This window comes from Shewanella sp. AS1 (genome assembly GCF_021412565.1).
GTDB lineage: Bacteria > Pseudomonadota > Gammaproteobacteria > Enterobacterales > Shewanellaceae > Shewanella.
The window spans coordinates 96,536-120,937 of the sequence record NZ_JAKCLJ010000009.1 but is presented as its reverse complement, the minus strand read 5'-3'; the positions used below and the strand labels follow the sequence as shown (position 1 = coordinate 120,937).

Annotated in this window: 26 protein-coding genes; 9 read left to right on the top strand and 17 right to left on the bottom strand. The window is 49.7% G+C overall.

Annotation, left to right across the window (positions count from 1 at the left end):
* Nucleotides 1-384: 384 nt before the first annotated feature.
* The 9 genes from LZP69_RS12515 to zapE form a co-directional block, all read right to left on the bottom strand.
* The gene (locus LZP69_RS12515) at nt 385-834 is read right to left on the bottom strand and encodes a DUF4265 domain-containing protein (protein WP_234200993.1); all 450 of its coding nucleotides are present in this window, start codon (nt 832-834) and stop codon (nt 385-387) included.
* Between the two features lie 1,038 nt (nt 835-1,872).
* A complete protein-coding gene (gene rlmB, locus LZP69_RS12510; protein ID WP_234200992.1) occupies nt 1,873-2,613 on the bottom strand; it encodes a 23S rRNA (guanosine(2251)-2'-O)-methyltransferase RlmB in 741 nt (246 codons plus the stop codon).
* Nucleotides 2,614-2,677: 64 nt separating this feature from the next.
* Nucleotides 2,678-5,137, bottom strand: coding sequence for a ribonuclease R (rnr, locus tag LZP69_RS12505; RefSeq protein WP_234200991.1), 2,460 nt, complete (start codon nt 5,135-5,137; stop codon nt 2,678-2,680).
* Between the two features lie 41 nt (nt 5,138-5,178).
* A complete protein-coding gene (locus tag LZP69_RS12500) occupies nt 5,179-5,805 on the bottom strand; it encodes a tetratricopeptide repeat protein (protein WP_442800684.1) in 627 nt (208 codons plus the stop codon).
* A 227-nt stretch (nt 5,806-6,032) separates the two neighbouring features.
* Entirely contained in the window at nt 6,033-7,328 is a 1,296-nt protein-coding gene (locus LZP69_RS12495; protein ID WP_234200989.1) for an adenylosuccinate synthase, read from the bottom strand.
* Nucleotides 7,329-7,394: 66 nt separating this feature from the next.
* Nucleotides 7,395-7,583: a DUF2065 domain-containing protein gene (locus LZP69_RS12490; protein ID WP_234200988.1), complete on the bottom strand. Its 189-nt coding sequence runs from the start codon at nt 7,581-7,583 to the stop codon at nt 7,395-7,397.
* Nucleotides 7,584-7,753: 170 nt separating this feature from the next.
* On the bottom strand, nt 7,754-8,146 hold the full coding sequence (rpsI, locus tag LZP69_RS12485; protein WP_234200986.1) for a 30S ribosomal protein S9: 393 nt from the start codon (nt 8,144-8,146) through the stop codon (nt 7,754-7,756).
* A gap of 15 nt (nt 8,147-8,161) precedes the next feature.
* The gene (gene rplM, locus LZP69_RS12480; RefSeq protein WP_234200984.1) at nt 8,162-8,593 is read right to left on the bottom strand and encodes a 50S ribosomal protein L13; all 432 of its coding nucleotides are present in this window, start codon (nt 8,591-8,593) and stop codon (nt 8,162-8,164) included.
* Between the two features lie 359 nt (nt 8,594-8,952).
* Nucleotides 8,953-10,059: a cell division protein ZapE gene (gene zapE / locus LZP69_RS12475; RefSeq protein WP_234200982.1), complete on the bottom strand. Its 1,107-nt coding sequence runs from the start codon at nt 10,057-10,059 to the stop codon at nt 8,953-8,955.
* 468 nt (nt 10,060-10,527) lie between these two features.
* Between zapE and degQ the strand changes: the two genes are divergently transcribed.
* Together degQ and degS are read left to right on the top strand one after the other, a co-directional pair.
* The gene (gene degQ, locus LZP69_RS12470) at nt 10,528-11,880 is read left to right on the top strand and encodes a Do family serine endopeptidase DegQ (RefSeq protein WP_234200980.1); all 1,353 of its coding nucleotides are present in this window, start codon (nt 10,528-10,530) and stop codon (nt 11,878-11,880) included.
* Nucleotides 11,881-12,044: 164 nt separating this feature from the next.
* Entirely contained in the window at nt 12,045-13,133 is a 1,089-nt protein-coding gene (degS, locus tag LZP69_RS12465) for an outer membrane-stress sensor serine endopeptidase DegS (protein ID WP_234200979.1), read from the top strand.
* Nucleotides 13,134-13,240: 107 nt separating this feature from the next.
* Here degS and LZP69_RS12460 read toward each other — a convergent pair whose 3' ends face one another.
* From LZP69_RS12460 to LZP69_RS12425, 8 genes are all read right to left on the bottom strand, one after another.
* A complete protein-coding gene (locus tag LZP69_RS12460) occupies nt 13,241-13,411 on the bottom strand; it encodes a hypothetical protein (protein ID WP_234200977.1) in 171 nt (56 codons plus the stop codon).
* 186 nt (nt 13,412-13,597) lie between these two features.
* Nucleotides 13,598-14,857 carry a UDP-N-acetylglucosamine 1-carboxyvinyltransferase gene (gene murA, locus LZP69_RS12455; protein WP_234200975.1) on the bottom strand — a complete coding sequence of 420 codons (1,260 nt, stop codon included), beginning with the start codon at nt 14,855-14,857 and terminating at the stop codon, nt 13,598-13,600.
* 14 nt (nt 14,858-14,871) lie between these two features.
* Entirely contained in the window at nt 14,872-15,123 is a 252-nt protein-coding gene (locus LZP69_RS12450) for a BolA family protein (RefSeq protein WP_234200973.1), read from the bottom strand.
* 6 nt (nt 15,124-15,129) lie between these two features.
* Nucleotides 15,130-15,450 carry an STAS domain-containing protein gene (locus tag LZP69_RS12445; RefSeq protein ID WP_234200971.1) on the bottom strand — a complete coding sequence of 107 codons (321 nt, stop codon included), beginning with the start codon at nt 15,448-15,450 and terminating at the stop codon, nt 15,130-15,132.
* Between the two features lie 2 nt (nt 15,451-15,452).
* Nucleotides 15,453-16,148, bottom strand: coding sequence for a Tgt2/MlaC family protein (locus LZP69_RS12440; protein ID WP_267962095.1), 696 nt, complete (start codon nt 16,146-16,148; stop codon nt 15,453-15,455).
* 15 nt (nt 16,149-16,163) lie between these two features.
* A complete protein-coding gene (gene mlaD / locus LZP69_RS12435; protein ID WP_234200969.1) occupies nt 16,164-16,634 on the bottom strand; it encodes an outer membrane lipid asymmetry maintenance protein MlaD in 471 nt (156 codons plus the stop codon).
* 63 nt (nt 16,635-16,697) lie between these two features.
* Complete coding sequence (gene mlaE / locus LZP69_RS12430; protein WP_234200968.1) at nt 16,698-17,483, bottom strand: lipid asymmetry maintenance ABC transporter permease subunit MlaE; 786 nt, start codon at nt 17,481-17,483, stop codon at nt 16,698-16,700.
* Nucleotides 17,470-18,297, bottom strand: coding sequence for an ATP-binding cassette domain-containing protein (locus tag LZP69_RS12425; protein ID WP_234200967.1), 828 nt, complete (start codon nt 18,295-18,297; stop codon nt 17,470-17,472). The genes mlaE and LZP69_RS12425 overlap by 14 nt, the downstream gene beginning before the upstream one ends.
* 166 nt (nt 18,298-18,463) lie before the next feature.
* Here LZP69_RS12425 and LZP69_RS12420 point away from each other — a divergent pair, with 166 nt between their 5' ends.
* The 7 genes from LZP69_RS12420 (at nt 18,464) to LZP69_RS12390 (ending at nt 24,398) form a co-directional block, all read left to right on the top strand.
* A complete protein-coding gene (locus tag LZP69_RS12420) occupies nt 18,464-19,423 on the top strand; it encodes a calcium/sodium antiporter (protein WP_234200966.1) in 960 nt (319 codons plus the stop codon).
* A gap of 35 nt (nt 19,424-19,458) precedes the next feature.
* Nucleotides 19,459-20,436, top strand: a complete 978-nt coding sequence (locus LZP69_RS12415) for a KpsF/GutQ family sugar-phosphate isomerase (protein WP_234200965.1) — start codon at nt 19,459-19,461, stop codon at nt 20,434-20,436.
* 2 nt (nt 20,437-20,438) lie between these two features.
* Nucleotides 20,439-20,990 carry a 3-deoxy-manno-octulosonate-8-phosphatase KdsC gene (gene kdsC / locus LZP69_RS12410; RefSeq protein ID WP_234200964.1) on the top strand — a complete coding sequence of 184 codons (552 nt, stop codon included), beginning with the start codon at nt 20,439-20,441 and terminating at the stop codon, nt 20,988-20,990.
* Entirely contained in the window at nt 20,987-21,544 is a 558-nt protein-coding gene (lptC, locus tag LZP69_RS12405) for an LPS export ABC transporter periplasmic protein LptC (protein ID WP_234200963.1), read from the top strand. The genes kdsC and lptC overlap by 4 nt, the downstream gene beginning before the upstream one ends.
* Nucleotides 21,531-22,064 (top strand): lipopolysaccharide transport periplasmic protein LptA, encoded by a 534-nt coding sequence (lptA, locus tag LZP69_RS12400; protein WP_234200961.1) that lies wholly within the window; start codon nt 21,531-21,533, stop codon nt 22,062-22,064. Before lptC ends, lptA begins: the two co-directional genes overlap by 14 nt.
* Complete coding sequence (gene lptB / locus LZP69_RS12395) at nt 22,061-22,792, top strand: LPS export ABC transporter ATP-binding protein (RefSeq protein ID WP_234200959.1); 732 nt, start codon at nt 22,061-22,063, stop codon at nt 22,790-22,792. The genes lptA and lptB overlap by 4 nt, the downstream gene beginning before the upstream one ends.
* 118 nt (nt 22,793-22,910) lie before the next feature.
* Nucleotides 22,911-24,398, top strand: a complete 1,488-nt coding sequence (locus tag LZP69_RS12390) for an RNA polymerase factor sigma-54 (RefSeq protein WP_234200957.1) — start codon at nt 22,911-22,913, stop codon at nt 24,396-24,398.
* Nucleotides 24,399-24,402: the final 4 nt, after the last annotated feature.

Genomic DNA, 24,402 nt, shown 5'->3' with positions numbered 1-24,402 from the left:
ATATGTGACGGGGTATTACAGTCAGCTGAGACCACATCAATATAACGGTGGGCTGACACCCAATGAGTCAGAGCGAAGATATTGGCTTGAATACAAAACCGTGGCCAATTTTAGTTGACCACTACACTTGCAACGAACCGGCAATTGAAGACGGTTTCGAGGTTTTTCTCAATCAGGGATTGCAAGTCCTTTTCCAGTGCAAAGTTCTTCTGCTCTACGGCGGATAACTTGTCACCTGAAATATCGAAAATTGGCACTTGATGATTACTCCATTTCTTCCTTGAAGGCTATAACGCCGCCATATGGGGCGCATAAAAGCTTGGCTAAAACTAGTGACGAAAGAGCGCAAGCCAAGCGTTTTGCGTCCCTTCCATAATGGCTTTGTTAGGCTTCGATATTATGAGCACATTTAGCTTCTTCGAATTCCCACAAATCGGCTTCTTCACCTGCCTCAAGTAATTTATAAGCATGGAAAATATCTGTATTGGCAGGAACATCAATAGCCAACAACTTTGATTCTGAACCCTCGTAGGTACAACCAATACTTTCTAATTTTTTCCAAGCTTGGGCAAACTCATCTGTGTCTAGAACCCCGTCCTTTACCAATATGCGGTAAGTAGAACGCCCCGAATTTTCATGAACACCTAAAACATTAGGTATTTCATTATCATCGGCTATTACAATATCTTCAAAGCTATAACCATATGCACCAAATGGTGAATTTTGGAGTTTAAACAATCCCTTCCCAAGTGGCTCAGCCCAAAGTGTTTCGGCAGATGCATTGAGAACATTTTCAGGTGGTAACTCAATTCTAACTTTTACTAATTTGCTCACAGTTAACACCTAGAAGCCTAACAGCTTATTAGTGAGACCTTGCAAGGTAAGCTACCTTGTAAGGTAGGAGGCCAAGCATGTATAGACACACTAGTAAGACTCAAAAAAATTATCTTAAATCATACAGTAAAGTAAATGCTGCTTCAGCACAATATGGTAAGCCTCTAGAAAAGTAGACACTTTGTAGCATTACTAAAATTAGATCGACAGTCCAATACTAAGCAGAACTAGTTCAGCCATGCGAAACAAGGAAAGGGGCAAATTCTTGTTAGATTGAATAGCTGAAAGGCTAGTTAATATTGGCATTGTTGATACCAGTGACCTTCTAAAACAAGGATGTTTTAGTAGAGCCCTCATGGAAGAGTTTATGGCGTGTCACTGGGGAAACAATGACAATAAACACAGATCGACAATCACTTCCTTACCACACTTTGGGGCATAAATCACTTAACCCTTTAAATCTCAACTCTCGCAAATACAGTCAAATGAAAAACATTAGGTTATGAGTGTAAGCACGATTTTGGCCTTCGAAAACAGGGCAGAAAATGTTCCCGACATTTTTCCATCCGTGGAGGTCAGATGATTTCGCAGAGTTCACAGGGATGTGCTCGCAGCGTGCAGAAAGAATGCTTGCACTTCCCCCGCCGGGCAGGCGATTGATAACAGCAACGGCTAACGCTACACAACCTAAGCCAACGCAAATTCACTTAAACCAATTACACAGTAGCAACCCGATACCGTTAAATCGGAGAGATGAAATGACCAGGTGTAGATGCATCTGCGGACGTCGATGGCAGCGATGCCATCGTCGAGCCTCCAGGGAGGGATTCACGGCGTGTAGCAGATGTATCTGCACATAAGCGAGCCGCAGGCTATTAACAACAGCAACGGTTAACGCGACACAAAAGAACGCACTCAGATTCCCCATCAGGTACAAAAATGCCGATGAAGTTTACCCTCATCGGCATTTCTCGAAGCTGAAGCTATTGGCCTAGGTCTACTAAAGGCCAAAACACAAATTCAACAATCAATTCCCGCTCACGCCAATCTTTGGCGAACCGCTTCGAACAGGCAGATGCCGGTGGCGACGGAGACGTTAAGGCTGGAGACCGAGCCAGCCATAGGGATAGAGGCCAGTGAGTCACAGCTTTCACGGGTCAGGCGGCGCAGCCCTTTATCTTCGGCTCCCATGGCGATTGCCAGTGGCCCCTTGAGGTCGGCCTTGTAGAGATCGTGCTCGGCTTCACCCGCCGCACCCACAATCCAAACGCCCTTTTCTTGCAGTGCTTTCATGGTACGCGCCAGGTTAGTCACCTGAAACAAGGGCACCACCTCGGCGGCGCCGCAGGCCACCTTGCTCACGGTCGGCGTCAGGCCCGCCGAGTTATCCCGCGGCACAATCACACCGTGCACTCCAGCCGCATCGGCATTACGCAGACAGGCACCTAGATTGTGCGGGTCGGTAACGCCATCGAGGATCAGCAGAAACGGGGTATCGGTTTTCTCTAATAGCGCTAATAAGTCGTTATCGTTAAGCTGTTTCACCGCCTTAACCCGCGCCAGCACCCCCTGGTGCTGAGTGCTGCCCGCCTTCTCATCCAACACTTTGCGTGACGTTTTTTGAATCGATACCCCGTACTGCGCGGCAATTTCAAGCAAGGGAGTCAGACGCTGATCATCACGCCCCTGCAGCACCCACATCTCAATCACACGTTCGGGACTGTGTTTCAGCACGGCTTCCAGTGCATGTATGCCGAAGGTGATATCTTGTTTTTTCATCTTTAACTGTCTCTATCTCAACTGATTATGTTTGGCTTTTTTACCGAGTCCCGTGAACCTGAGCCTATTTTTTCTTACGTCTGGTGCCGGTTTTCTTACCGCTGACCGCCTTGTCGCTCCCCTTGGCTTTAGTGCGGCTCTTAGTGCCCGCTTTTGACTTGGTTCCGGACTTTCCTTTAGTGGGTGCGCCGCTGCGAGCGGTTTTTTCCGCTCCCTTACCTAAGCCCTTACCTGAGCCTTTCGCGGCGTTTTTTCCCAGCTTGGCGCCTTCGAGGTTCACCCGCTCGCGGGCGGTTAACGGCTTCTTCGCCGCGCCGCGACGGCGGCCAGTGGCGCGCCCCTCATCATCGACCATCATCAAATCGATCTGCCTGTCATCCAGGTTGACCCCGGCCACTTTCACCGTGACAGGATCGCCGATTTGGTATACCCTGCCGGACGCCTCACCCACCAAACGTTGACGCATATTATCATAGTGATAATAGTCGCCGCCAAGGCTGGAGATATGCACCAGGCCATCGATAAACAGATCCTGCAGGCGCACAAACAGACCGAAGTTGGTCACAGAGGCGATCACCGCCTCGAAGGTGTCGCCCACATGATCCTGCATAAACTCGCATTTGAGCCAGTCGCTGACATCACGGGTCGCCTCGTCGGCGCGCCGCTCCGTCATGGAGCACTCTTCGCCCAGTTTATCCAGTTCCTCTATCTGATAGTGATAGCCGCCATCGGGCGTCCACTTCTCATTGCCTTCGCCGCGCTTCTTGGCCAGTAGGTAGCGGATCACCCTGTGCAGGATCAGATCCGGATAGCGGCGGATCGGCGAGGTAAAGTGGGAGTATTCCTCCAGCGCCAGACCGAAGTGACCCGCGTTATCCGGGGTGTAAGTCGCCTGGCGCATGGAGCGCAGCAACATCACCTGAATAAGCTCCGCATCGGGCCGGTCGGCGATCTGCTCCATGATCTCCTGATAGTCGCCCGGCGTCGGCTCCAGCCCACCATTCATATGCAGGCCGCGCTCTTTGAGGAAATCCTTAAAGTTGGCCAGCTTCTGCTCCGAGGGCGCCTCGTGGACACGATAGAGCACTTCGCCCTTATGCTTCTGTACAAACCTGGCCGAGGCCACGTTCGCTAGGATCATGCACTCTTCGATGATCTTATGGGCCTGATTGCGGCTTCTCGGTTCGATGCGATCTATCTTGCGATCGTTATTGAAAATAAACTGGGTCTCAATGGTCTCGAAGGCGATGGCGCCCCTTTGATTGCGGGTCTGATCCAGGGCCAGATAGAGCGACTGCAGGGTCTGCAGGTGGGGGAAGATAGGCGTTAATGGATCGCTGACCTCGCCGCCTTCGAGCATATCCGCCACCTGAGTGTAGGTCAGGCGCGCATGGGAGTGCATCACGGCCGGGTAGAACTTATAGCCAGACAATTTACCCGCAGCCGAAATGGTCATCTCGGCCACCATACAGAGCCGGTCCACATTGGGATTAAGGGAGCAGAGGCCGTTAGACAACTTCTCCGGCAACATGGGAATCACCTGCGATGGAAAGTAAACCGAGTTGCCCCTGGCCCTCGCCTCTGTGTCCAGCGCTGATTCGGTGCGCACATAATGGCTCACATCTGCGATGGCGACCCACAGGCGCCAGCCGCCGCTCTTCTTGTTCTCGGCATACACGGCATCATCGAAATCCCGCGCATCCTCACCATCGATAGTCACCAGCGGCAGATGACGCAGATCGACCCGCCCCAGCTTATCGGCTTCGGTCACCTCATCGGGGATCTTGCGCAGCTTCTTCTCGATCACATTCGACCATTTATGGGGCAGATCGTAATTGCGCAGGGCAATCTCAATTTCCATCCCGGGCGCCATCTCTTTGCCTAACACTTCGGTCACCTTGCCTGCGGCCTTGATATGGCGGCCGGGGCGACGGGTCAGTTCCACCACGACCACATCCCCCTGACGGGCGCCATTTCTATCTTCAGTGGGGATCAGGATCTCCTGGGTGATACGGCGATCGTCGGCGATGACAAATCCCATGCCGGAATCCAGATGAAAACGCCCGACCAGCGCCGCACTGCGCTCATGGGTGAGACGCACGATACGCGCTTCCCGGCGGCCTTTTCTATCGACACCGGCCTTCTGAGCCAATACCTTGTCACCGTGAAAATACATCAGCATGTCACGATTATTGATGAAGAGATCGTCGCCGCCTTCATCCAGCTTAAGAAAACCAAAGCCTTCGCGGTGACCGATAATGGTGCCGCTGAGCAGATCCATGCGCTCTGGCAGGCCATAGGCCTGACCGCGGGTAAAGACCAGCTCACCGTCACGCTCCATCGCCCGCAGTCGGCGACGCAGGGCTTCGAGGCGCTCCTCATCATCTAGCTTGAGCGCCTGGGCAATTTTTTCACGATTGAGGGGTGAGGTCTGGGAGCGCAAGTAGTCTAAAATATACTCGCGGCTGGGAATGGGGTTATCGTACTTTTCCTGTTCACGCTGTTTATGCGGATCTTTGATCATTCAATATCCAAAATGTCAGCCCTCATGCGGGACTCGGGCAATTACTGGGATCTCAGGTGTTCCTGCCTGGCCCGTTCTACCGCACTGGGGGGCATCTTAGCAGCGAGCACCTTCAACAATTTCACGGCTTCCTGTTTGGTCGCCTCATCACTAAATACATCATTGTATAGCCAATGATAGCCCATCTCATAATCTCTGGGGCTACCATAACCTTCGCCAAACAGTTTTACCAACATCATACGCGCCGGTAGATCGCCGCTGGCGGCTGCGGGCAATACATATTGCACTGCGCGCTGTCTATCCTGAATAACAAACTTACCATCATGGTAATACTCGGCAATACGCACCATGGCTTCGGCGCTACCTTGCTCTGCTGCATCGCGCAACATGGAAATCCCACGAGGCGGATTGGCTTTCACGCAGATCCCATGACTGAGCATCTCTGCCCACAGATACTGGTACAGCGGCTGTTTTAACACTTCGGCGCGCGCCTCGATGTCCTGCACCAGCTGGCACTTATCGCCCTTGACCCGGATAAGGTAGGACTTATCGCGGATCATATCGATCAACTGCTCCTGACTGTAGATATCCACAGCCCGGGGGAGACTTGTCGCCTTACTATCACTGTCTGCCTGAGCTGAGCCGACAAGAGATAAACCACTAAAAATAATAAGGAATACTAATCGCAACATACCAGATTCTCTATAACAATTTCACCTATCCCACAAATTTTGTGGCATCTACACGGGTGGGACTTGTTATCTTATCGGCAATTCTATCGAGAGCTTGACCCATTTGCTGACATTGAGGCGACTGTGAAGGCTTAGTGCGCTAATCGCCGCCGTCAGCCTAATTCCGACCTAAGAAAAAGGCCGCTGAGTGCGGCCTTTCATCATTAATTAAACGGATTCACCAGAATCATGGTCTCGTTTCTGTCGGGACCCGTCGAGATAATGTCGACTGGGGTTTCCAGCAGCTCTTCGATACGCTTGATGTAATTGATCGCCGCCTGAGGCAGTTGATCAATAGAGGTCGCACCGAAGGTGTTTTCGCTCCAACCTGGCATAGTCTCAAGTACAGGAGTGACCTGCTCATAACCTTCGGCCGCTAATGGCGTCACAGTTGAGATGCTGCCATCTGGGAATTGGTAACCGACACAGATCTTCACCTCTTCCAAGCCATCTAATACATCCAACTTGGTCAAGCAGAAGCCGCTGATGCTGTTGATCTGTACTGCGCGTTTCATAGCAACAATATCTAACCAACCTGGACGACGCTTACGGCCGGTAGTGGCACCAAACTCGTGACCCTTAGTACCTAAATGATCACCAATTTCGTCACTAAGTTCAGTTGGGAAAGGACCCGCACCCACGCGAGTGGTGTACGCCTTCATGATACCCAGAACATAATCCAAGTGACGTGGACCGAAACCGCTACCCGTGGCCACACCACCTGCAGTCGTGTTCGACGAGGTCACGAAAGGATAAGTACCGTGGTCGATATCCAGCAGCGTACCTTGTGCACCCTCAAATAGGATTGGTTCACCCGCTTTACGTGCCTGATCGAGCAGCTCGGTCACATCGGTACACATGCTCTTAAGGTAATCGGCGATCCCTAAGGCATCTTTCAACGTGGTCTCGTAGTCAACCGCTTCACAACCATAGTATTCTGTCAGCATGAAGTTATGATAAGTCATCACTTCTTTCAGTTTGACGGCAAACAGCTCTGCATTAAACAGATCGCCCACACGTAAACCACGACGTGAAATCTTGTCTTCATAAGCAGGACCGATACCACGACCTGTCGTACCAATGGCTTTATTACCGCGCGCTTTTTCGCGAGCAATATCTAAGGCACAATGGAATGGAAGAATGAGAGGACATGCTTCAGAGATAAGTAAACGCTCCTCAACCGGAACGCCACGCTCTTTAAGCATATTGATCTCTTTCATCAGAGCGTCTGGCGCAAGCACCACACCATTACCGATAATGCATTTTACATTATCACGTAAGATCCCTGATGGAATAAGATGAAGAACGGTTTTGTCACCATCGATAACAAGTGTATGGCCTGCATTGTGGCCACCTTGATAACGAACGACATATTTAGCCTGTTCGGTAAGAAGGTCGACTATCTTACCCTTTCCTTCGTCACCCCATTGGGTGCCGAGAACGACGACGTTTTTGCCCATTTTTTGCTGCATGGTAGTGATTAAAACGGGATTCTAGCAGATTTTTCGCAAAAGGTGGCAACTAATTTAAGAAAAAATAATCAATAAGACCACTCCTGCCGTCACTAATCCGCCCCCGAGCCTTTGCAATACTCGCTGATTTTGAGCAGAAATTTCCCTTAAATAGGCCTGCCAGCGGTTCGGAAATAATAGCGGTCCTATCCCCTCAATAATTAACACTAACGCCAGCGCGAGCATGATGAGTTGAAACGACATAGGCCTCCCTATCGATCGTGAAATTATTTTATCCAAAGAACCAATAACACAAGTCTACCTTATGATTCTTACAAGCAGCTGAATATATTCCGGAAAGCACAGCGCTTTCAACAGACATAAAAAAACCCAGCAAAAATGCTGGGTTTTTTTGAAATTGTCGAAGCGAAATATTAACGCTTAGAGAATTGTGGTTTACGACGTGCTTTACGTAGACCCACTTTCTTACGCTCAACCTGACGAGCATCACGGGTAACGAAACCAGCAGCGCGTAGAGATGGACGTAGAGCTTCATCAAGTTCCATCAGTGCACGAGTGATACCGTGACGGATTGCACCTGCTTGGCCAGTGATACCACCGCCTTTAACAGTTACATAGATGTCTAGCTTGTCAGTCATTTCAACTAGCTCTAGAGGTTGACGAACAACCATACGAGCAGTTTCACGACCAAAATATTCGTCAAGTGGACGTTGGTTCACGACGATGTTACCACTACCTACTTTAGCGAATACGCGAGCAGTAGATGTTTTGCGACGGCCAGTGCCGTAGTACTGAGTTGCAGCCATTAGCTTACTCCCGGATTAGATATCAAGAACTTGAGGTTGTTGTGCAGCGTGGTTATGTTCTGCGCCAGCGTAAACTTTCAGTTTACGGTACATGGCACGGCCCAGAGGACCTTTAGGTAACATACCCTTAACTGCCTTCTCGATAATCATCTCTGGCTTATGCGCTTGCAGCTTTTCAAAGCTGATTTGCTTAATGCCACCAGGGAAACCTGAATGCGAGTAGTACATTTTGCCTTTCGCTTTATCACCAGTAACAGTTACTTTATCAGCGTTGATAACTATGATGTAGTCGCCTGTATCAACATGAGGTGTATACTCTGGCTTATGCTTACCACGTAGACGTAGAGCAATTTCAGTAGCGATACGACCTAAAGTTTTACCTTCAGCATCAACAACATACCAGTCGCGAGTAACGGTTTCTGGCGTAGCAGTAAAAGTAGTCTTCATTTACAAAAACCCAATGTTAAAATTCTGTCTCACATGCCATTATTTATCATTAAATAACAACACAAAAAATGCCATTCTCCGCCCCTTCGAGCAAAGAATAAGGCTTTATAACTTCCACCTTTTCGGTGGAGTAACGAGGGCAGGTCGCGAATTATAGACAAAGCTGACTTAAAAATCATCTAATTTTTTAACTAAATTAAAATGTTCTTCTTTGAGGGGAGAATCGGTGATCAAGATCGAAAAACGCCGCGCCCTCTCCCCTCTTTTCATGCAGTTTTGCCCTCGCGACTTATATTGCCTCCACATATATAAGAAGCAAAAAGCAAGCAGCTAGAAGACAAGTGTCAGCGTCAAATCGGTTAAGGCAGATGTTCTAGCGCCAGATATTCCCGCGACTGCATTTCAATCAAGCGCGAACGACAGCGTTTGAATTCGAAGGACAATAAGCCAGAAGTATAGATCTCCTCCAAGGTAACTTCGGCAGAGATGATTAGTTTGACATTACGCTCGTAAAACTCATCCACCATGGCTAAAAATCGCCGCGCAATATCATCACCGGTTGACTGTCCGCCCATCTGCTCAACATTACTGAGCAAAACTGTATGATACAGACAAGCCAGCTCCATATAGTCGCGCTGACTGCGTGGGCCATCGCAAAGATCCCTGAAGTTCAGCAGTAACACACCTTGCGCCTGGGCGCGGATAGCTATCTCCCGGCCATCGATTTCAATACTCACAGAATCATCTGCGCTCTCTGGCGCTAGCTGCTTAAAGTAGCTAAGTAGATTCTCATCGGCCTTCGCATCCAGCGGATGATGGTAGATCTCCGCCTGCTCTAAGGTGCGCAGACGATAATCGACCCCGCTATCGACATTTAATACTTCACAATGCTGGTTAATTAAGGCGATAGCCGGCAAGAAACGCGCTCGCTGCAGCCCATTGCGATACAAGTCATCGGGAATGATATTGGAGGTCGCCACCAGCACTACGCCCTGAGCAAACAGCGCCTCAAACAGTGTGCCCAGCAACATGGCATCTGTGATATCGGAAACGAAGAACTCATCAAAACAGATCACCTGATAACGTTCGGCCATACGCTGGGCAATAATAAGCAGGGGATCTCGCTGACCTTTCAGGCCATCTAAATCCTGATGAATTTGATGCATGAAGCGGTGGAAGTGAGCTCTGAGTTTTTTATCGCCCGGCAGCGCCTGATAAAAAGTATCCATCAGATAGGTCTTGCCCCGTCCAACCCCACCCCAAAGATATAAGCCTTTGACCTGCGGCTTTGCCGCGCCAAACAGCCCCTTTACCTTCCCCAAAACCGACAAGGGCTGTTGCTGCGCAACTAATTCATCATAAACCCGCTGTAAAGATTTAACTGCGCGCTCCTGGGCACTGTCATGGGAGAACTCAGCTTTTTGCAGATCTTGTTGGTAATACTGCCAGGGGGTGAGGTACGACACTGTTACGATTCTCTTCTATCCTTAAAAATAAACCTGCCGATGGTAGCATGATCAGGCGAATTCCCCATAGCTATCTCCTGCATCTTTTAGGTTCAGACTCTGGTTCTGGTTCTGGTTCAGGTTCAGGTTCAGGTTCAGACTCTGGTTCAGGTTTAAGTGCGCGGCCATCTTGCCGTTCATCTTTATATTTCTGGCACACTTTATATTTCTAGAACAAAACAAGTATCGCCATTATATCCATGACCGACTTAGCGAGTGGACGGTATCAAGATTAACTAACGAAAAAGCATTGCATGATCAAAAAATTAACCTTTGTTAATAGAGCTGAACTTTACTCAAATGCCTATAGTCGGAATGAATAACCTGATTTAAGATTCGCTATCAGATTGGAGAGGCAGAGCAAAATGCCAACGCCCTGCTTCTAGCGTGATCATAAATCCATTATCCCCAATTTGGAGTCATGAATTGATGAAAACAAAACTATCACTAGTGTCTGCCGCCGTACTAAGCGCCACCCTGTTGGTCATGCCTGCCGTGTCACAAGCAGCCATCCCCCTCGCCGTTGATGGTCAGCAGCTGCCAAGTCTCGCCCCTATGCTAGAGAAGACCACCCCGGCTGTTGTCGCAGTCGCTGTGGAAGGCACTCATGTATCCAAACAACGCCTTCCCGATGCATTTCGTTATTTCTTCGGCCCCAACGCCCCTCGGGAACAAGTTCAGGAACGCCCCTTTAAAGGCTTGGGTTCTGGGGTCATTATCGATGCCAGCAAAGGCTATATAGTCACCAACAACCATGTTATCGAAGGCGCCGATAAGATCTTAATCGGCCTGCACGATGGCCGTGAAATTGAAGCTAAATTGATTGGCACAGACGCCGAGACCGACATAGCGTTACTACAAATCAAGGCAAAGAACCTCACCGCACTTAAACGTGCCGATTCCGATGAACTGAGGGTCGGGGATTTCACAGTGGCCATAGGTAATCCGTTCGGTCTGGGGCAAACTGTGACCTCGGGGATTGTCAGTGCCATGGGTCGTAGTGGCCTAGGCATTGAGATGCTAGAGAACTTTATTCAAACCGATGCCGCTATCAACAGCGGTAACTCTGGTGGCGCCCTGGTCAATCTCAATGGTGAGCTTATCGGTATCAATACCGCTATTGTTGCGCCCGGCGGCGGCAACGTAGGTATCGGCTTTGCTATTCCTGCCAACATGGTCAGTAACTTAGTCTCCCAATTAATCGAGCACGGTGAAGTTCGCCGTGGCGTATTGGGCGTGAGCGGACGCGACCTGGATAACGAGCTGGCCCAAGGCTTTGGGCTGGATACCCAGCACGGTGGCTTCGTCAACGAAGTGATGCCGGATAGCGCCGCCGATAAGGCGGGCATTAAGGCCGGTGACATCATAGTCAGCATCAACGACAAGCCCATTAAATCCTTCCAGGAGCTCAGAGCCAAGATTGGCACTATGGGGGCTGGCGCCAAGGTGAAACTTGGCATCATACGCGATGGCGACAAGAAAGCCGTTACTGCCGTTTTAGGTGAGGCCAGTCAAACCACTGAAGCTGCAGCTGGCGCTGTACACCCAATGTTAGCGGGAGCCACCTTGGAGAATGTCGATAAGGGGGTCGCAATCACTGAGGTCGCCCAAGGCTCGCCCGCCGCATCCATAGGTCTGCTAAAAGGCGATGTGATTGTCGGGATTAACCGCAATAACATAGAGGATCTGAAGGAGCTTAAAGCCGAGCTGAAAGATAGCCACGGCGCTGTCGCCCTCAAGATTCGTCGCGATAACAATTACCTCTATCTGGTATTGAGGTAATTTCACTCAGGCAGAAAAGGCCAGCCTTTTCTGCCTCTGTTTTTACCTATGGCACTGCCTATGACATTGATAGTTAACCTATCCCTATGCCGGATTATCCCTATATAGTGCCATATAGATAAACATGTTAATCTACAGCCACTCATCCCATAAAAATCATCAATATGACGCTAAAAGAGACTGGGTTATATATAGCTAAAGCCGTATTTTTTGGCCTGATTATGGCCGCGGTCTTTTTAGTCATCACGCCATTGATTAATGGTAATAACCAGCAGAATAGTTTTTTTCAGCCACGCGGTGCCAATGGAGTAGAGCTCTCTTTTTCCAAGGCAGTAAGACGCGCTGCACCTGCGGTTGTCAATATCTATAGTCTGAGCATAGAACAGGGACGCCCGCTCAGTTCTGGCTCGCTACAGGGGCTAGGTTCAGGTGTGATCATGAGTAAAGAGGGTTACATACTCACTAACTATCATGTGATCAAAAAGGCCGATGAAATTGTTGTGGCGCTGCAAGATGGCCGCAAGTTTACCTCAGAAGTGGTTGGTTCAGATTCGGTTACCGATCTTGCTGTGCTCAAAGTCGAAGGCGACAGCCTGCCCGTCGTACCGCTTAATCTCGCTATACCGCCTCAGGTGGGCGATGTGGTACTGGCTATCGGCAACCCCTATAACCTTGGCCAAACTATCACTCAGGGGATCATCAGTGCCACGGGCCGAAATGGTCTTAGCTCGGGTTATCTGGACTTTCTGCAAACCGATGCCGCCATTAATGCTGGCAACTCGGGCGGCGCACTTATCGATACCAGCGGCCAACTCATTGGGATTAATACTGCCGCGTTCCAAGTGGGTGGTGAAGGCGGTGGTCACGGGATCAATTTTGCCATCCCCATTAAGCTGGCTCACAGCATCATGGGCAAACTGATCAAAGATGGCCGGGTTATACGTGGTGCCCTGGGGATCACCGGTGAGCCTATTAATCCTGTGATGGCGCAGATCCTCAATCTGCCGGATCTGACTGGCGTGATGATAACAGATGTGGATCGCCTGGGACCCGCAGCAAAAGCCAAGTTACGCCCTCGAGATGTGATCACTCAGTTTAACGATGAAACCGTTCCCGGCGTCGAAATGCTGATGGACAGAATTGCCGAAACCCGTCCGGGTACCCAAGTGATCATGACCATTATTCGTGAAGGCAAATACTATAAGGTGCCAGTCACCATAGGGGAAAATCTGAGCGGCGATCAGCCTCAATAACTAGGGGCCCCAGATAACAAGATTCACATAGCAAATCCCAAAGAACAGGGACCAGAAAACATAAAAGCCAGTAAATACTGGCTTTTATGTTCTGTATAACACTCGGTTCAGAATGATTTTTTCGAGCTTCGCCTAAACAGCTGTAACCAGAAAATCGTTTCAAACAGCGCACCGACAATGACTAAACCCAAAGCACTGTTATGCATGCCTACGCCGTAAAAAACAAACGCCAGCACCAATAGGCAAATTAAGAAAACAATCCGTTTGTTATGTTCCATATCCCCTCCTTGTCATGATGAAACCAAACATAAATGACACAATTAATTTTAGTCGCCAACTCGTCCTAGAGCCGAAATAAAATCGATTTTTATCGGGCGACTCGCCTCAGCATACCCCAATAGAAAGCAAAAAAGCCATTACATTTAATGGCTTTTTGTTTATCAAAATAAATAACCTGGCTAAAGTTATTGAGTACGGATCACCTCACCGCCTAGGCCTTTAAATTTATCTTCGATATGCTCATAACCCCTGTCGAGGTGATAGATGCGATCGACCGTGGTCACACCATCGGCTACTAGACCTGCGATAACCAAACTGGCAGAGGCGCGCAGATCGGTTGCCATCACCTGAGCACCGTTAAGCTTCTCTATTCCCTGGATAATACAAGTATGGCCTTCGAGCTCCATCTTCGCGCCCATACGGATCAGCTCAGGCACATGCATAAAGCGGTTCTCGAAGATGGTTTCGGTAATGGTTGCCGTGCCTTTTGCCAACACGTTCAGCACACAAAACTGTGCCTGCATATCGGTCGGGAAACCTGGATAAGGCATGGTCTTGATATTCACGGCCTTGGGCTGCTGCCCCTGCATATCCAGCTCAATCCAATCATCCCCGGTTGCTATCTTGGCACCGGCATCTTCCAGCTTGGCGATCACCGCATCCAGGGTAGATGGATCTGCGTTAACGCAGCGGATTTTTCCACGAGTTACCGCCGCAGCCACCAGAAAACTGCCGGTCTCGATGCGATCTGGCATCACTCTATAGTGGCAACCCTTGAGCGACTCGACCCCTTGGATCACTATGGTGTCTGTACCCGCGCCGCTGATTTTAGCGCCCATGGCGATAAGACAGTTAGCCAGATCCGTTACCTCAGGTTCGCGGGCGGCATTTTCAATCACAGTCTCACCATCGGCGAGTGCTGCAGCCATCAGCAGGTTTTCAGTCGCGCCAACACTGACCATATCCATAAAGATGTGAGCACCTTTAAGACGACCATCGACACGGGCCTTGATATAACCCTCTTTCACATCTATCTTGGCGCCCATCTGCTCCAAACCGTGCAGATGCAAGTTTACCGGACGCGCACCGATAGCGCAGCCGCCAGGCAGAGACACATCGGCTGTACCGAAACGTGCCAGCAGCGGACCTAAGATAAGAATCGAGGCCCGCATGGTTTTCACTAATTCATAGGGGGCGCAGTAATGATTAAGGTTAGCGCTCGAAATCTTAATCTCACCGTTTTCGCTGCGCTCAACATCGGCACCTAAACAGCGCAGCAGCTCACAACTGGTTTTAACGTCTCTGAGGTTAGGCACGTTGCTGACCACAAACTCAGAGTCAGCCAATACCCCCGCCATCAGAATGGGTAAGGCGGCATTTTTCGCCCCGGAAATCACCACATCACCGGCGAGCGCTCCACTCGCCTGAATTTTTAATTTATCCACAATGGCCTCTAAGCTTACATATTAAAGACTTTTTCACGCTTCCATTGCGTCGGTGTAAAGGCTTTGATGGTAATCGCATGCAATGCCCCACTGGTTACCTGCTCCATCAGTGGAGCATAAATCATCTGTTGTTGTTTGACTCGGTTAACGCCGTCAAAACAATCGCCTACTGCGATAATTTTGTAGTGAGTCCCCTCTTGACTCACCTGAACCTCGTCTAAAGAAAGTGCTTCAAGAAGCAACTGCTCTATCTCTTTACATTCCATTAATGGTTAACCCTTTTTGGCTTCTTCTGCGAAGAAGTCTTGTAAATCATACAAATCAATTAGTTTCTGTAACTGCGAAGGCGCCCCCTGCATCATCAGGGTGACACCCGTGCGGCGCTTAAGCGCCATCAAATGTAATAGCAGCGCGACACCAGCCGAGTCGCTGCTCTCTATTCCACCAAGATCTAATGACTCAACCTTGTTATCCAGCAAATTATCGACATTCGGCCAAAGCTCGACCACTGCCTGCTGCGACAGATGGCCGCTAAGATAACACTGAGTTTGCTCGACATTAAACTGCAGTAAGCTCTGCTGCGGCGCCGACATAATTACTTGCTACCCTTTTTCTGCAGGCTGATGTGGCTATCGCCATGCTGTTTAAGCAGACCAATCACATGATCGATTCCCTGCTGGCGAATAAGGTTAGTCAGCTCGGCACTCTTAGAAGAGAGCAGACTCACCCCCTCGGCAACCAGATCAAACGCCTTCCAGCTGTCATCTTTTAAACGACGCGCCCGAAATTGCAGTTTAATGGGTGGACGGCCCTGCTCAATGATCTGCACATTCACATCCACCATTTTTTCATTGGAAAAATTCTTGGCAGGCTCGAATTCTACGGCCTGGTTGGTGTATTCGGTAAACGCCTGAGCATAGGTGGCGATAAGATACCCCTTAAACGCCTCGGCAAATGCTTCCCGCTGCTCAGGTGTGCTCTCTCTAAGGTGGCTGCCCATCACCTTATAGGCCGCATATTTATAGTCAATATAGGGCATCAACTCTTCTGAGACTATCCGCTTAAGGTGGTCAGGATTAGACTTAATCAAGTCAATATCCTGATGAAAACGGGCAAAAGTCTTATTGGCCACAGATTCGACCATGGCATAGGGATCTTGGCTATTTATCATAGCCTCTTGAGATTTGGCCTCTTGAGACTTGGCCTCTTGAGACTGAGCCTCCGCAGAAAAAACACTCAGGCTAATCGATAGGGCGACCATGCCCAACATAAGTTTCCATAATGATTTCATAATAATCCCTACTACTTACTCTTTGGATTTTACACTGTATAAGAACTGGCCTATCAGATCTTCAAGCACTAAGGCCGAATGAGTATCATTGATGCGATCCCCATCCTTGAGCATAGCCACATCGTCCATAACAAACCCAGGGGTCAGCCCCAGGAACTGTTCGCCCAGCAGACCAGATGTCAAAATCGACAGGCTGCTGGTGTCGGGGAACTGATCATACTCTTTATCCATAGACAACTCGACCACGGCCACCAACTCTTGAGGATCCAGATGAATATTGCTTACACGGCCGACAACCACACCGCCGACTTTGACAGGTGAGCGCACCTTGAGTCCCCCTATATTGCTGAATTTAGCATACAAGGTGTAATGACTTTGACCCGGCTTGACCTCAACATTGGCCACGTTAAACACCAGGACCAAAAATGCCAATAAGCCAGAGAGAATAAACAGTCCCACCAACAATTCTATTTTTCGAGTCAACATACTCACAACCACTCATTCAAATGCATCAGTTAAACTGTGCTCAGGTTCATCCATAAACTTCGATTAACGGCCAAACATCACGGCCGTCAACAAAAAATCTAACGCTAATACCGCCAGGCTCGACTGCACTACAGTCTGTGTGGTCGCCCGGCTGATCCCTTCCGGATTTGGGATCACATGATAACCACGGTACAAGGCTATCCAGGTAACAACCACGGCAAACACAGCGCTCTTAATCAGGCAGTTCACTATATCCTGACGCCACTCTACCGATGCCTGCAAAATCGACCAGAAGCTGCCAGCATCGATCCCTTTCCATTCAACCCCAACTAAGTGGCCGCCATAGATACCCACAGCGGTAAACATCAAGGCCAATAAGGGCAAGCTTATTACCCCAGCCCAAAAGCGGGGCGCGATGATCTGCCGCAGAGGATCGATCGCCATCATCTCGAGACTGGAAAGCTGCTCTGTGCTCTTCATCAGGCCAATTTCGGCCGTCAGCGCCGAACCGGCGCGCCCAGCAAACAGCAATGCGGTCACCACAGGTCCCAGCTCACGCAGCAGACTCAGCGCCACCATGGGCCCTAAACTCTCTTCTGTGCCGAAACCCACTAAAATATTATAGCCTTGTAGCGCCAATACCATGCCGATAAACAGACCTGAGACCAGGATGATCACCATAGACTGCACGCCGACCACATAGAGCTGGCGTACCAATAACGGCAATCCTTTTCGTGGCTGAGGCCATCTGACGACCGCTCCCCACAACATCAAACCGGCTCGGCCCAGGCCAAGCACATTCTCGATGGCACTACGCCCCAGATTGGCAATCTGATCAGTCAAGCTCACCTAACATCTCCTTTTGGTAATCTTGAGCGGGAAAATGAAACGGTACAGGACCATCCGGTTCTCCACCAATAAACTGTTTCAATTGAGGATTATCCGCCTGTCGTAAACTCTCTGGTGTGCCATGGGCGATCACCCGCTTGTCGGCCAGGACATACACATAATCGGCAATACTCAGCACCTCCTGCACATCGTGAGACACCACGACCGAGGTTAAATTCAACGCATCGCTCAATTCACGAATAAGCTTTACCAGCACCCCCATAGAGATAGGATCCTGGCCAGCAAAGGGTTCATCATAGAGGATCAGCTCAGGCTCCAAGGCGATAGCCCTTGCCAGCGCCGCACGTCTTTGCATCCCGCCAGACAGTTCGCTTGGCATCATATTCGCCGCGCCGCGAAGACCGACGGCTTCAAGCTTCATCAGCACTATGCGTTTAATAATGGCTTCGGGAAGATCTGAATGTTCACGCAGCGCGAAGGCAACGTTATCGAATACGTTCATGTCGGTAAATAGGGCGCCGCTCTGAAACAACATGCTCATTCGCTTACGCAGGGCAAACAACTGGCTGCGGTTACATTGATGGACATCTATGCCATCGACCAAAATCTGCCCCTGCTCTGGCTGCAGTTGACCGCCGATAAGCTTTAAGAGGGTGGTTTTACCTATACCACTGGGCCCCATGATGGCAGTAACTTTGCCTCGTGGGATAGACAGGCTAACATCTTCATAAATCACATGTTTGCCACGACTAAAGCCGAGATTACTTATCTCGACCAGGGGCTTGATGTCATCACTTACCTGTTTATGACTCATAACAAAGACCTAAAAGAATGCAGGATAAAATGCCACAAAAGAGGCAAATTGTACGAAATTGACCAATTGTGCACAACCGAATCGACACTATCTTATCGCAATACTTTCAATTTTGTTCAATTACGGCGAAAATGCGCCCCAGACATTCAAATAATTATGACTCTCAATGCTATTTAATATCTTTCTTTTGGTAGCCGGACTTGCCGCCTTGGTCTGGAGTGCCGACAAATTTGTCTACGGCGCCGCCGCATTTGCCCGCAATCTGGGGCTGCCGCCCATGCTGATCGGTTTAACCATTGTCGCCATGGGCAGCTCTGCACCAGAAATGTTTGTTGCGGCCACGGCATCGATGGAAGGCATGACAGATACAGCAATTGGTAATGTGTTAGGCTCAAATATCGCCAATATTACCCTAATCTTAGGGATAACCGCCCTACTTGGCGCCATTGCCGTCACCTCACAAACATTGAAGCGGGAGATCCCCATGATGTTGGGAGGCACCGCCTTAGCGGGTTATCTAATGTTTGATGGCCAGCTCAGTCGCCTCGACGGGGTCATCTTAATGGGCTTATTCCTGCTGCTGATGGGATACCTTATCTGGCATGCCATCAGCAACAAGACGAGTGATCCTTTGGTCGATGAAGCCGAGAGCGAAGTGCCCAAAGATGTGCCAACCTTAAAGGCAATTTTCTGGTTAATTGTGGGTATTGTGCTGTTGCCGCTCTCGGCAGACTGGATGGTACAAGGGGCGGTGGGCATAGCCAAAGCCTATCAGCTGTCAGATCTGGTGATAGGACTGACTATTATCGCCGTCGGTACCAGCCTGCCGGAACTCGCCGCCTGTGTCGCCGGCGTACTCAAGAAAGAGGACGACCTGGCCATAGGCAATATTGTCGGCTCGAATCTGTTTAATATTTTAGCCGTATTGGCCATTCCGGCATTGATAGCTCCAGGCGAGATAGATGCCGCCGCCAGTACGCGTGACTTCTATATGGTGATGGCAACCAGCGCAGCCTTAGCCATACTGGTCTTATCGACAGGTAAAGCTCGTCAGTTGAAACCTTGGCACGGTGTTATGTTATTAATCACTTTTATCGCCTACCAAACGGCCGTTTTCCTATCCTAATAAGGCGCGACAGAGATATATAGAGAGAAAAGAAGATGGTAGATGCAAATCAATTACGTCAATGGGGACGCAATGTTATCGATATCGAACGCAATGCGTTGGATAACCTGTACCAATATGTCGATTCAATCGAGTTTGCCAAGGCATGCCAACTGATCTTCTCCTGTACAGGGAAAGTGATCGTCATGGGCATGGGGAAATCCGGTCATATAGGCAATAAAATTTCCGCCACCCTGGCCAGTACCGGCACCCCCGCCTTTTTCGTTCATCCAGGTGAAGCCAGTCACGGCGATCTTGGGGTGCTGAGTGAAAACGATATCATTCTCTCTATTTCTAACTCGGGAGAGGCTGATGAGATTTTAACTCTGATGCCCGTTATCAAGCGCATGGGACTGCCGGTAATTGCTGTGACAGGTAACCCAAACTCCAGCATGGCAAAACACTCAGCCGTGCACCTGTGTATCGAAGTACCGGAAGAAGCCTGCCCACTGGGCCTAGCTCCCACCTCCAGCACCACGGCAACCCTAGTGATGGGTGATGCCCTGGCCGTTGCACTGTTGCAGGCACGCGGCTTTACCAAAGATGATTTTGCCCTCTCCCACCCCGGTGGCAGCTTAGGCCGTAAACTGCTGCTTAAGGTGAGCGATGTGATGCACAGTGGCAGCGAACTGCCGTTAGTGCAGCAAGATATCGGCATTACCGAAGCCCTGTATGAGATCTCCAAGAAAGGACTCGGGATGACGGCCGTTACCGATGACAAGGGGTTCTTAGTGGGTATCTTTACCGATGGCGATCTGCGCCGGGTGATCGATGCCGAGATAAACCTGCGCACCACAGCCATCAATCAGGTGATGACCCATGGCTGTGTCACTGTCAGCGACAATATCTTAGCCGCCGAAGCCCTCGCGATTATGGATAAGAAACAGATCAACGGCTTAATTGTGATAGATAATCAGCAGCGCCCAATTGGCGCACTTAATATGCTAGACCTGGTCAAGGCGGGAGTGATCTAATCATGGCACATCAAGGTTTCTATGGCCCCATCAGCGATGCCCTCTGGAATAAAGCAAAACAGATCAAACTGCTTATCTGCGATGTGGATGGCGTCTTTTCCGATGGTCTTGTCTATATGAGTAATTCGGGCGATGAGCTCAAAACCTTCCACACTCGCGATGGTTATGGTGTGCGTTCACTGCTGACCAGCGATATTCCCGTAGCCATTATCACTGGCCGTAAGTCGAAAATCGTCGAAGATCGCATGACGGCACTGGGAGTAACTCATATCTACCAGGGCGTAGACAACAAGCTGGAGCCCTATGAAACACTGCTTAAACACTATCAAGTCACACCCGAGCAGGTCGCCTATATAGGTGATGACATGGTGGATCTGCCTGTGATGCAAAAAGTAGGTTTATCTGTGTGTGTCGCCGACGGTCATCCCTATGTGAAACAGCATGTGGATATGATCACCTGCATTAAAGGTGGCCACGGTGCCCTAAGAGAACTGACAGATCTTATTCTCTTGAGTCAAGATAAGTTCGACTCTGCCCATGGAATGAGTATATGAACAGGGTTACACTCGCCATCTTAGCCTTCTTCAGCGCCGCCCTGATACTCTACTGGCAGGTGCAGGTGAAGCGCAGCACTCAAGGCGAGGTCACCACAGTCTCGGATCGCCCCGATTATATAGTCAATAATCTACAGAGTGTGCAGTTCGATGAGCTGGGACAGGTAAACAGCCGGGTCAGTGCCAGCCACATGGAGTTTTACTCTGAGCAGAACATGACCTATTTCTCCGAGCCTGTGTATCTGGTTTATCCCGATAGTGGCAATGCTCAATGGCGTCTAAGATCCACTAAGGGCACTTTGGATAAAAACAAGGGAAAAGTCACCCTGGAAAATGATGTTATTATTGATGCCATCAGCCCTGAAGAACCGATCCAGACAATAGAGACCAACTACCTAGAGTTGGATCTAAATACTATGATAATGACATCAGATCATAGCATTAAGATCACAGGCAAAGACTTTCTGATCACAGGTAAAGGCCTACGAGCCGATCTCAATGCCCAAAATGTACGACTGAACAGTCAGATAGAAGGAACATATGAAACTAAATAAACTGCTCCTTGCCGGCGCCTTAAGCCTGTGCGCTTTTACCAGTATGGCCAATGAAGCCGACCTTTTGCAGGAGGTTAAGATCTCTGCGGCGAGCCAGGAAGCCGATATCAAGAATAACCAGGTCATCTTTCATGGTCCGGTTGAGATCTCCCAGGGCTCAATCAAGATTAAAGCCGATGAACTGCGAGCCTTCACCAAAGAGAATGACAGCGGCAAGATACTGGTTGCCACAGGCAAACCAGCCACCTATTCGCAAATCATGGAAGATGGTCGTCCCGCCTCGGCCAGCGCCAATGAGATCCGCTATGAACTCTCCACCCGCACCCTAACCTTGCTGGGCAATGCCACCTTAGAACAAGACGGCAGTCAGGTGACAGGGAATCAGATCCGTTACAACATAGAGTTGCAACAACTGATCGCCGAGAGTAAAGAGGGCGATCGGGTGATCACCATAATCAAACCCGAGAACTATCAGGAAGCGCTGCCTGTCAAAGACCAGCCTAAGCAGGAGAAGCAATGACAGATCTCACCCTAAAAGCGACCAATCTTGCCAAGAGCTATAAAAATCGTGCCGTGGTGCAAGATGTGAGCCTGATGGTCAAGACCGGCCAAATCGTCGGTCTACTCGGCCCCAATGGCGCAGGGAAAACCACCACCTTTTATATGGTTGTCGGCCTAGTCAAAAGCGATAAGGGACAGATCTTCATCGATGAAGATAACCTTACCCTAGACCCTATGCACCTTCGGGCGCGCAAGGGGATAGGCTACCTGCCGCAAGAAGCCAGTATCTTTCGCAAACTGAGCGTCAGAGATAACATCATGGCCGTGCTGCAAACCCGTCGCGATATCAATAATGATGGCCGCGAAGAGGAGTTAGAGCACCTGCTGGAAGAGTTTAATATCACCCATATTCGCGACAGCTTAGGCATGGCGCTCTCGGGCGGGGAGCGTCGCCGAGTCGAGATCGCCCGCGCACTGGCCGCTAACCCTAAGTTTATCCTCTTGGACGAACCCTTCGCCGGCGTCGATCCAATTTCGGTTATCGACATTAAAAAAATCATCGAACAGCTGAAAAATCGGGGACTCGGGGTACTGATCACAGATCATAACGTGCGCGAAACCCTGGATGTTTGTGAAAAAGCCTACATAGTTAGCCACGGAAACTTGATCGCCGAAGGCACTCCTGCTCAAATCTTAGATAACCAGCAAGTAAGGGCTGTATACTTAGGCGAACAATTCAGGCTATAGTTAAAGATAAGTAAGCATGGTTTGTGCCAAGCTGGCCAAAAATCTCCCGATAGCATCACTCTACATTATTAAATCGGCTTTCTTGCTTTATAAATAGAAACAAGGAAATGGCAGTAAGATGAAAGCGTCACTTCAGCTCAAAATGGGTCAACACCTGACTATGACCCCTCAGTTACAGCAGGCAATCAGGCTGTTACAACTGTCATCGTTAGAGCTGCAACAAGAGATACAGCAAGCCTTAGAATCTAACCCCTTGCTAGAGTTGGATGATGAACTGGAAGCTGACAATAATGACACCAAAGAGATAGTCAACGACAATGACACCAGTTATGATTTCGATGACGCCAAGCCGCTCGACTCGAATCAGGACAGCTCGGGAGTCGAGACCTCAGATGCGCTCAATCAGGACTCCATGCCGGACGATCTCCCCATAGACACCACCTGGGATGAGGTTTATACCGCCTCCCCCAACTCCAGCTCAGGTGCCATGCGCGATGACGACATCCCATTCCAGGGCGAGACTAGCGAGGGCCTCTATGAGCATTTAGAGTGGCAAAAGAACCTCACTCCCTTTTCTGACAACGACTTAGCCATAGCGACCGCCATCATAGAGGCGATCGATGAGCGCGGTTACCTCACCCAAACCTGTGACGATATCCTCGAGGCCATGGGCAATCCCGATATCGAACTCGACGAAGTGGAAGCCGTTTTAAAACGGGTACAGCATTTCGATCCCATAGGCGTTGCCGCCCGGGATCTGCGTGAATGTTTGCTACTGCAACTGGCACAATACAGTGATAACACACCCAATATTACCAATGCCAAACTGCTTATCGATGAGCATTTAGATCTAATTGCCAGTCGTGACTTTCGCTTATTGATGCGAAAAACTAAACTCAAAGAAGATGAGCTGCGGGATGCCATCGCCTTGATCCAGACCCTCAACCCACGCCCAGGTTTAGCCATAACCGCCAGCCGTGATGAGTATGTGATCCCCGATGTCACCGTCAGCAAGAAAAAAGGCCGCTGGGTGGTTGAGCTAAATCCCGACAGCACGCCTAAGATTAATGTAAACCAGCATTACGCCTCCATGGCTCGCAGCACCAAGAGCCAAGCCGATAGCCAGTTTATTCGTGGCCATCTGCAGGAAGCCAAGTGGTTTATCAAGAGTCTGGAAAGCCGTAATGAGACCCTGCTTAAGGTCGCCAACTGTATTGTCGATTTCCAGCAGGGCTTTTTTGAGTTTGGTGAAGAGGCGATGAAACCTATGGTGCTCAACGATATCGCCGAAGCCGTAGAGATGCATGAGTCCACCATATCCAGGGTGACCACACAGAAATATATGCATACCCCAAGAGGGATTTTTGAGTTGAAATACTTTTTCTCCAGCCATGTCGGTACCGACGATGGCGGAGAATGTTCGTCGACGGCGATCCGTGCCTTTATCAAGAAACTGGTGGCCGCTGAGAACCAACAAAAGCCATTAAGTGACAGCAAGATGGCACAACTGCTCGCCGAGCAAGGCATCAAAGTCGCCAGACGTACGATCGCCAAATATCGTGAGGCTATGCTGATCCCACCATCGAATCAGCGTAAAAATCTATAATCAA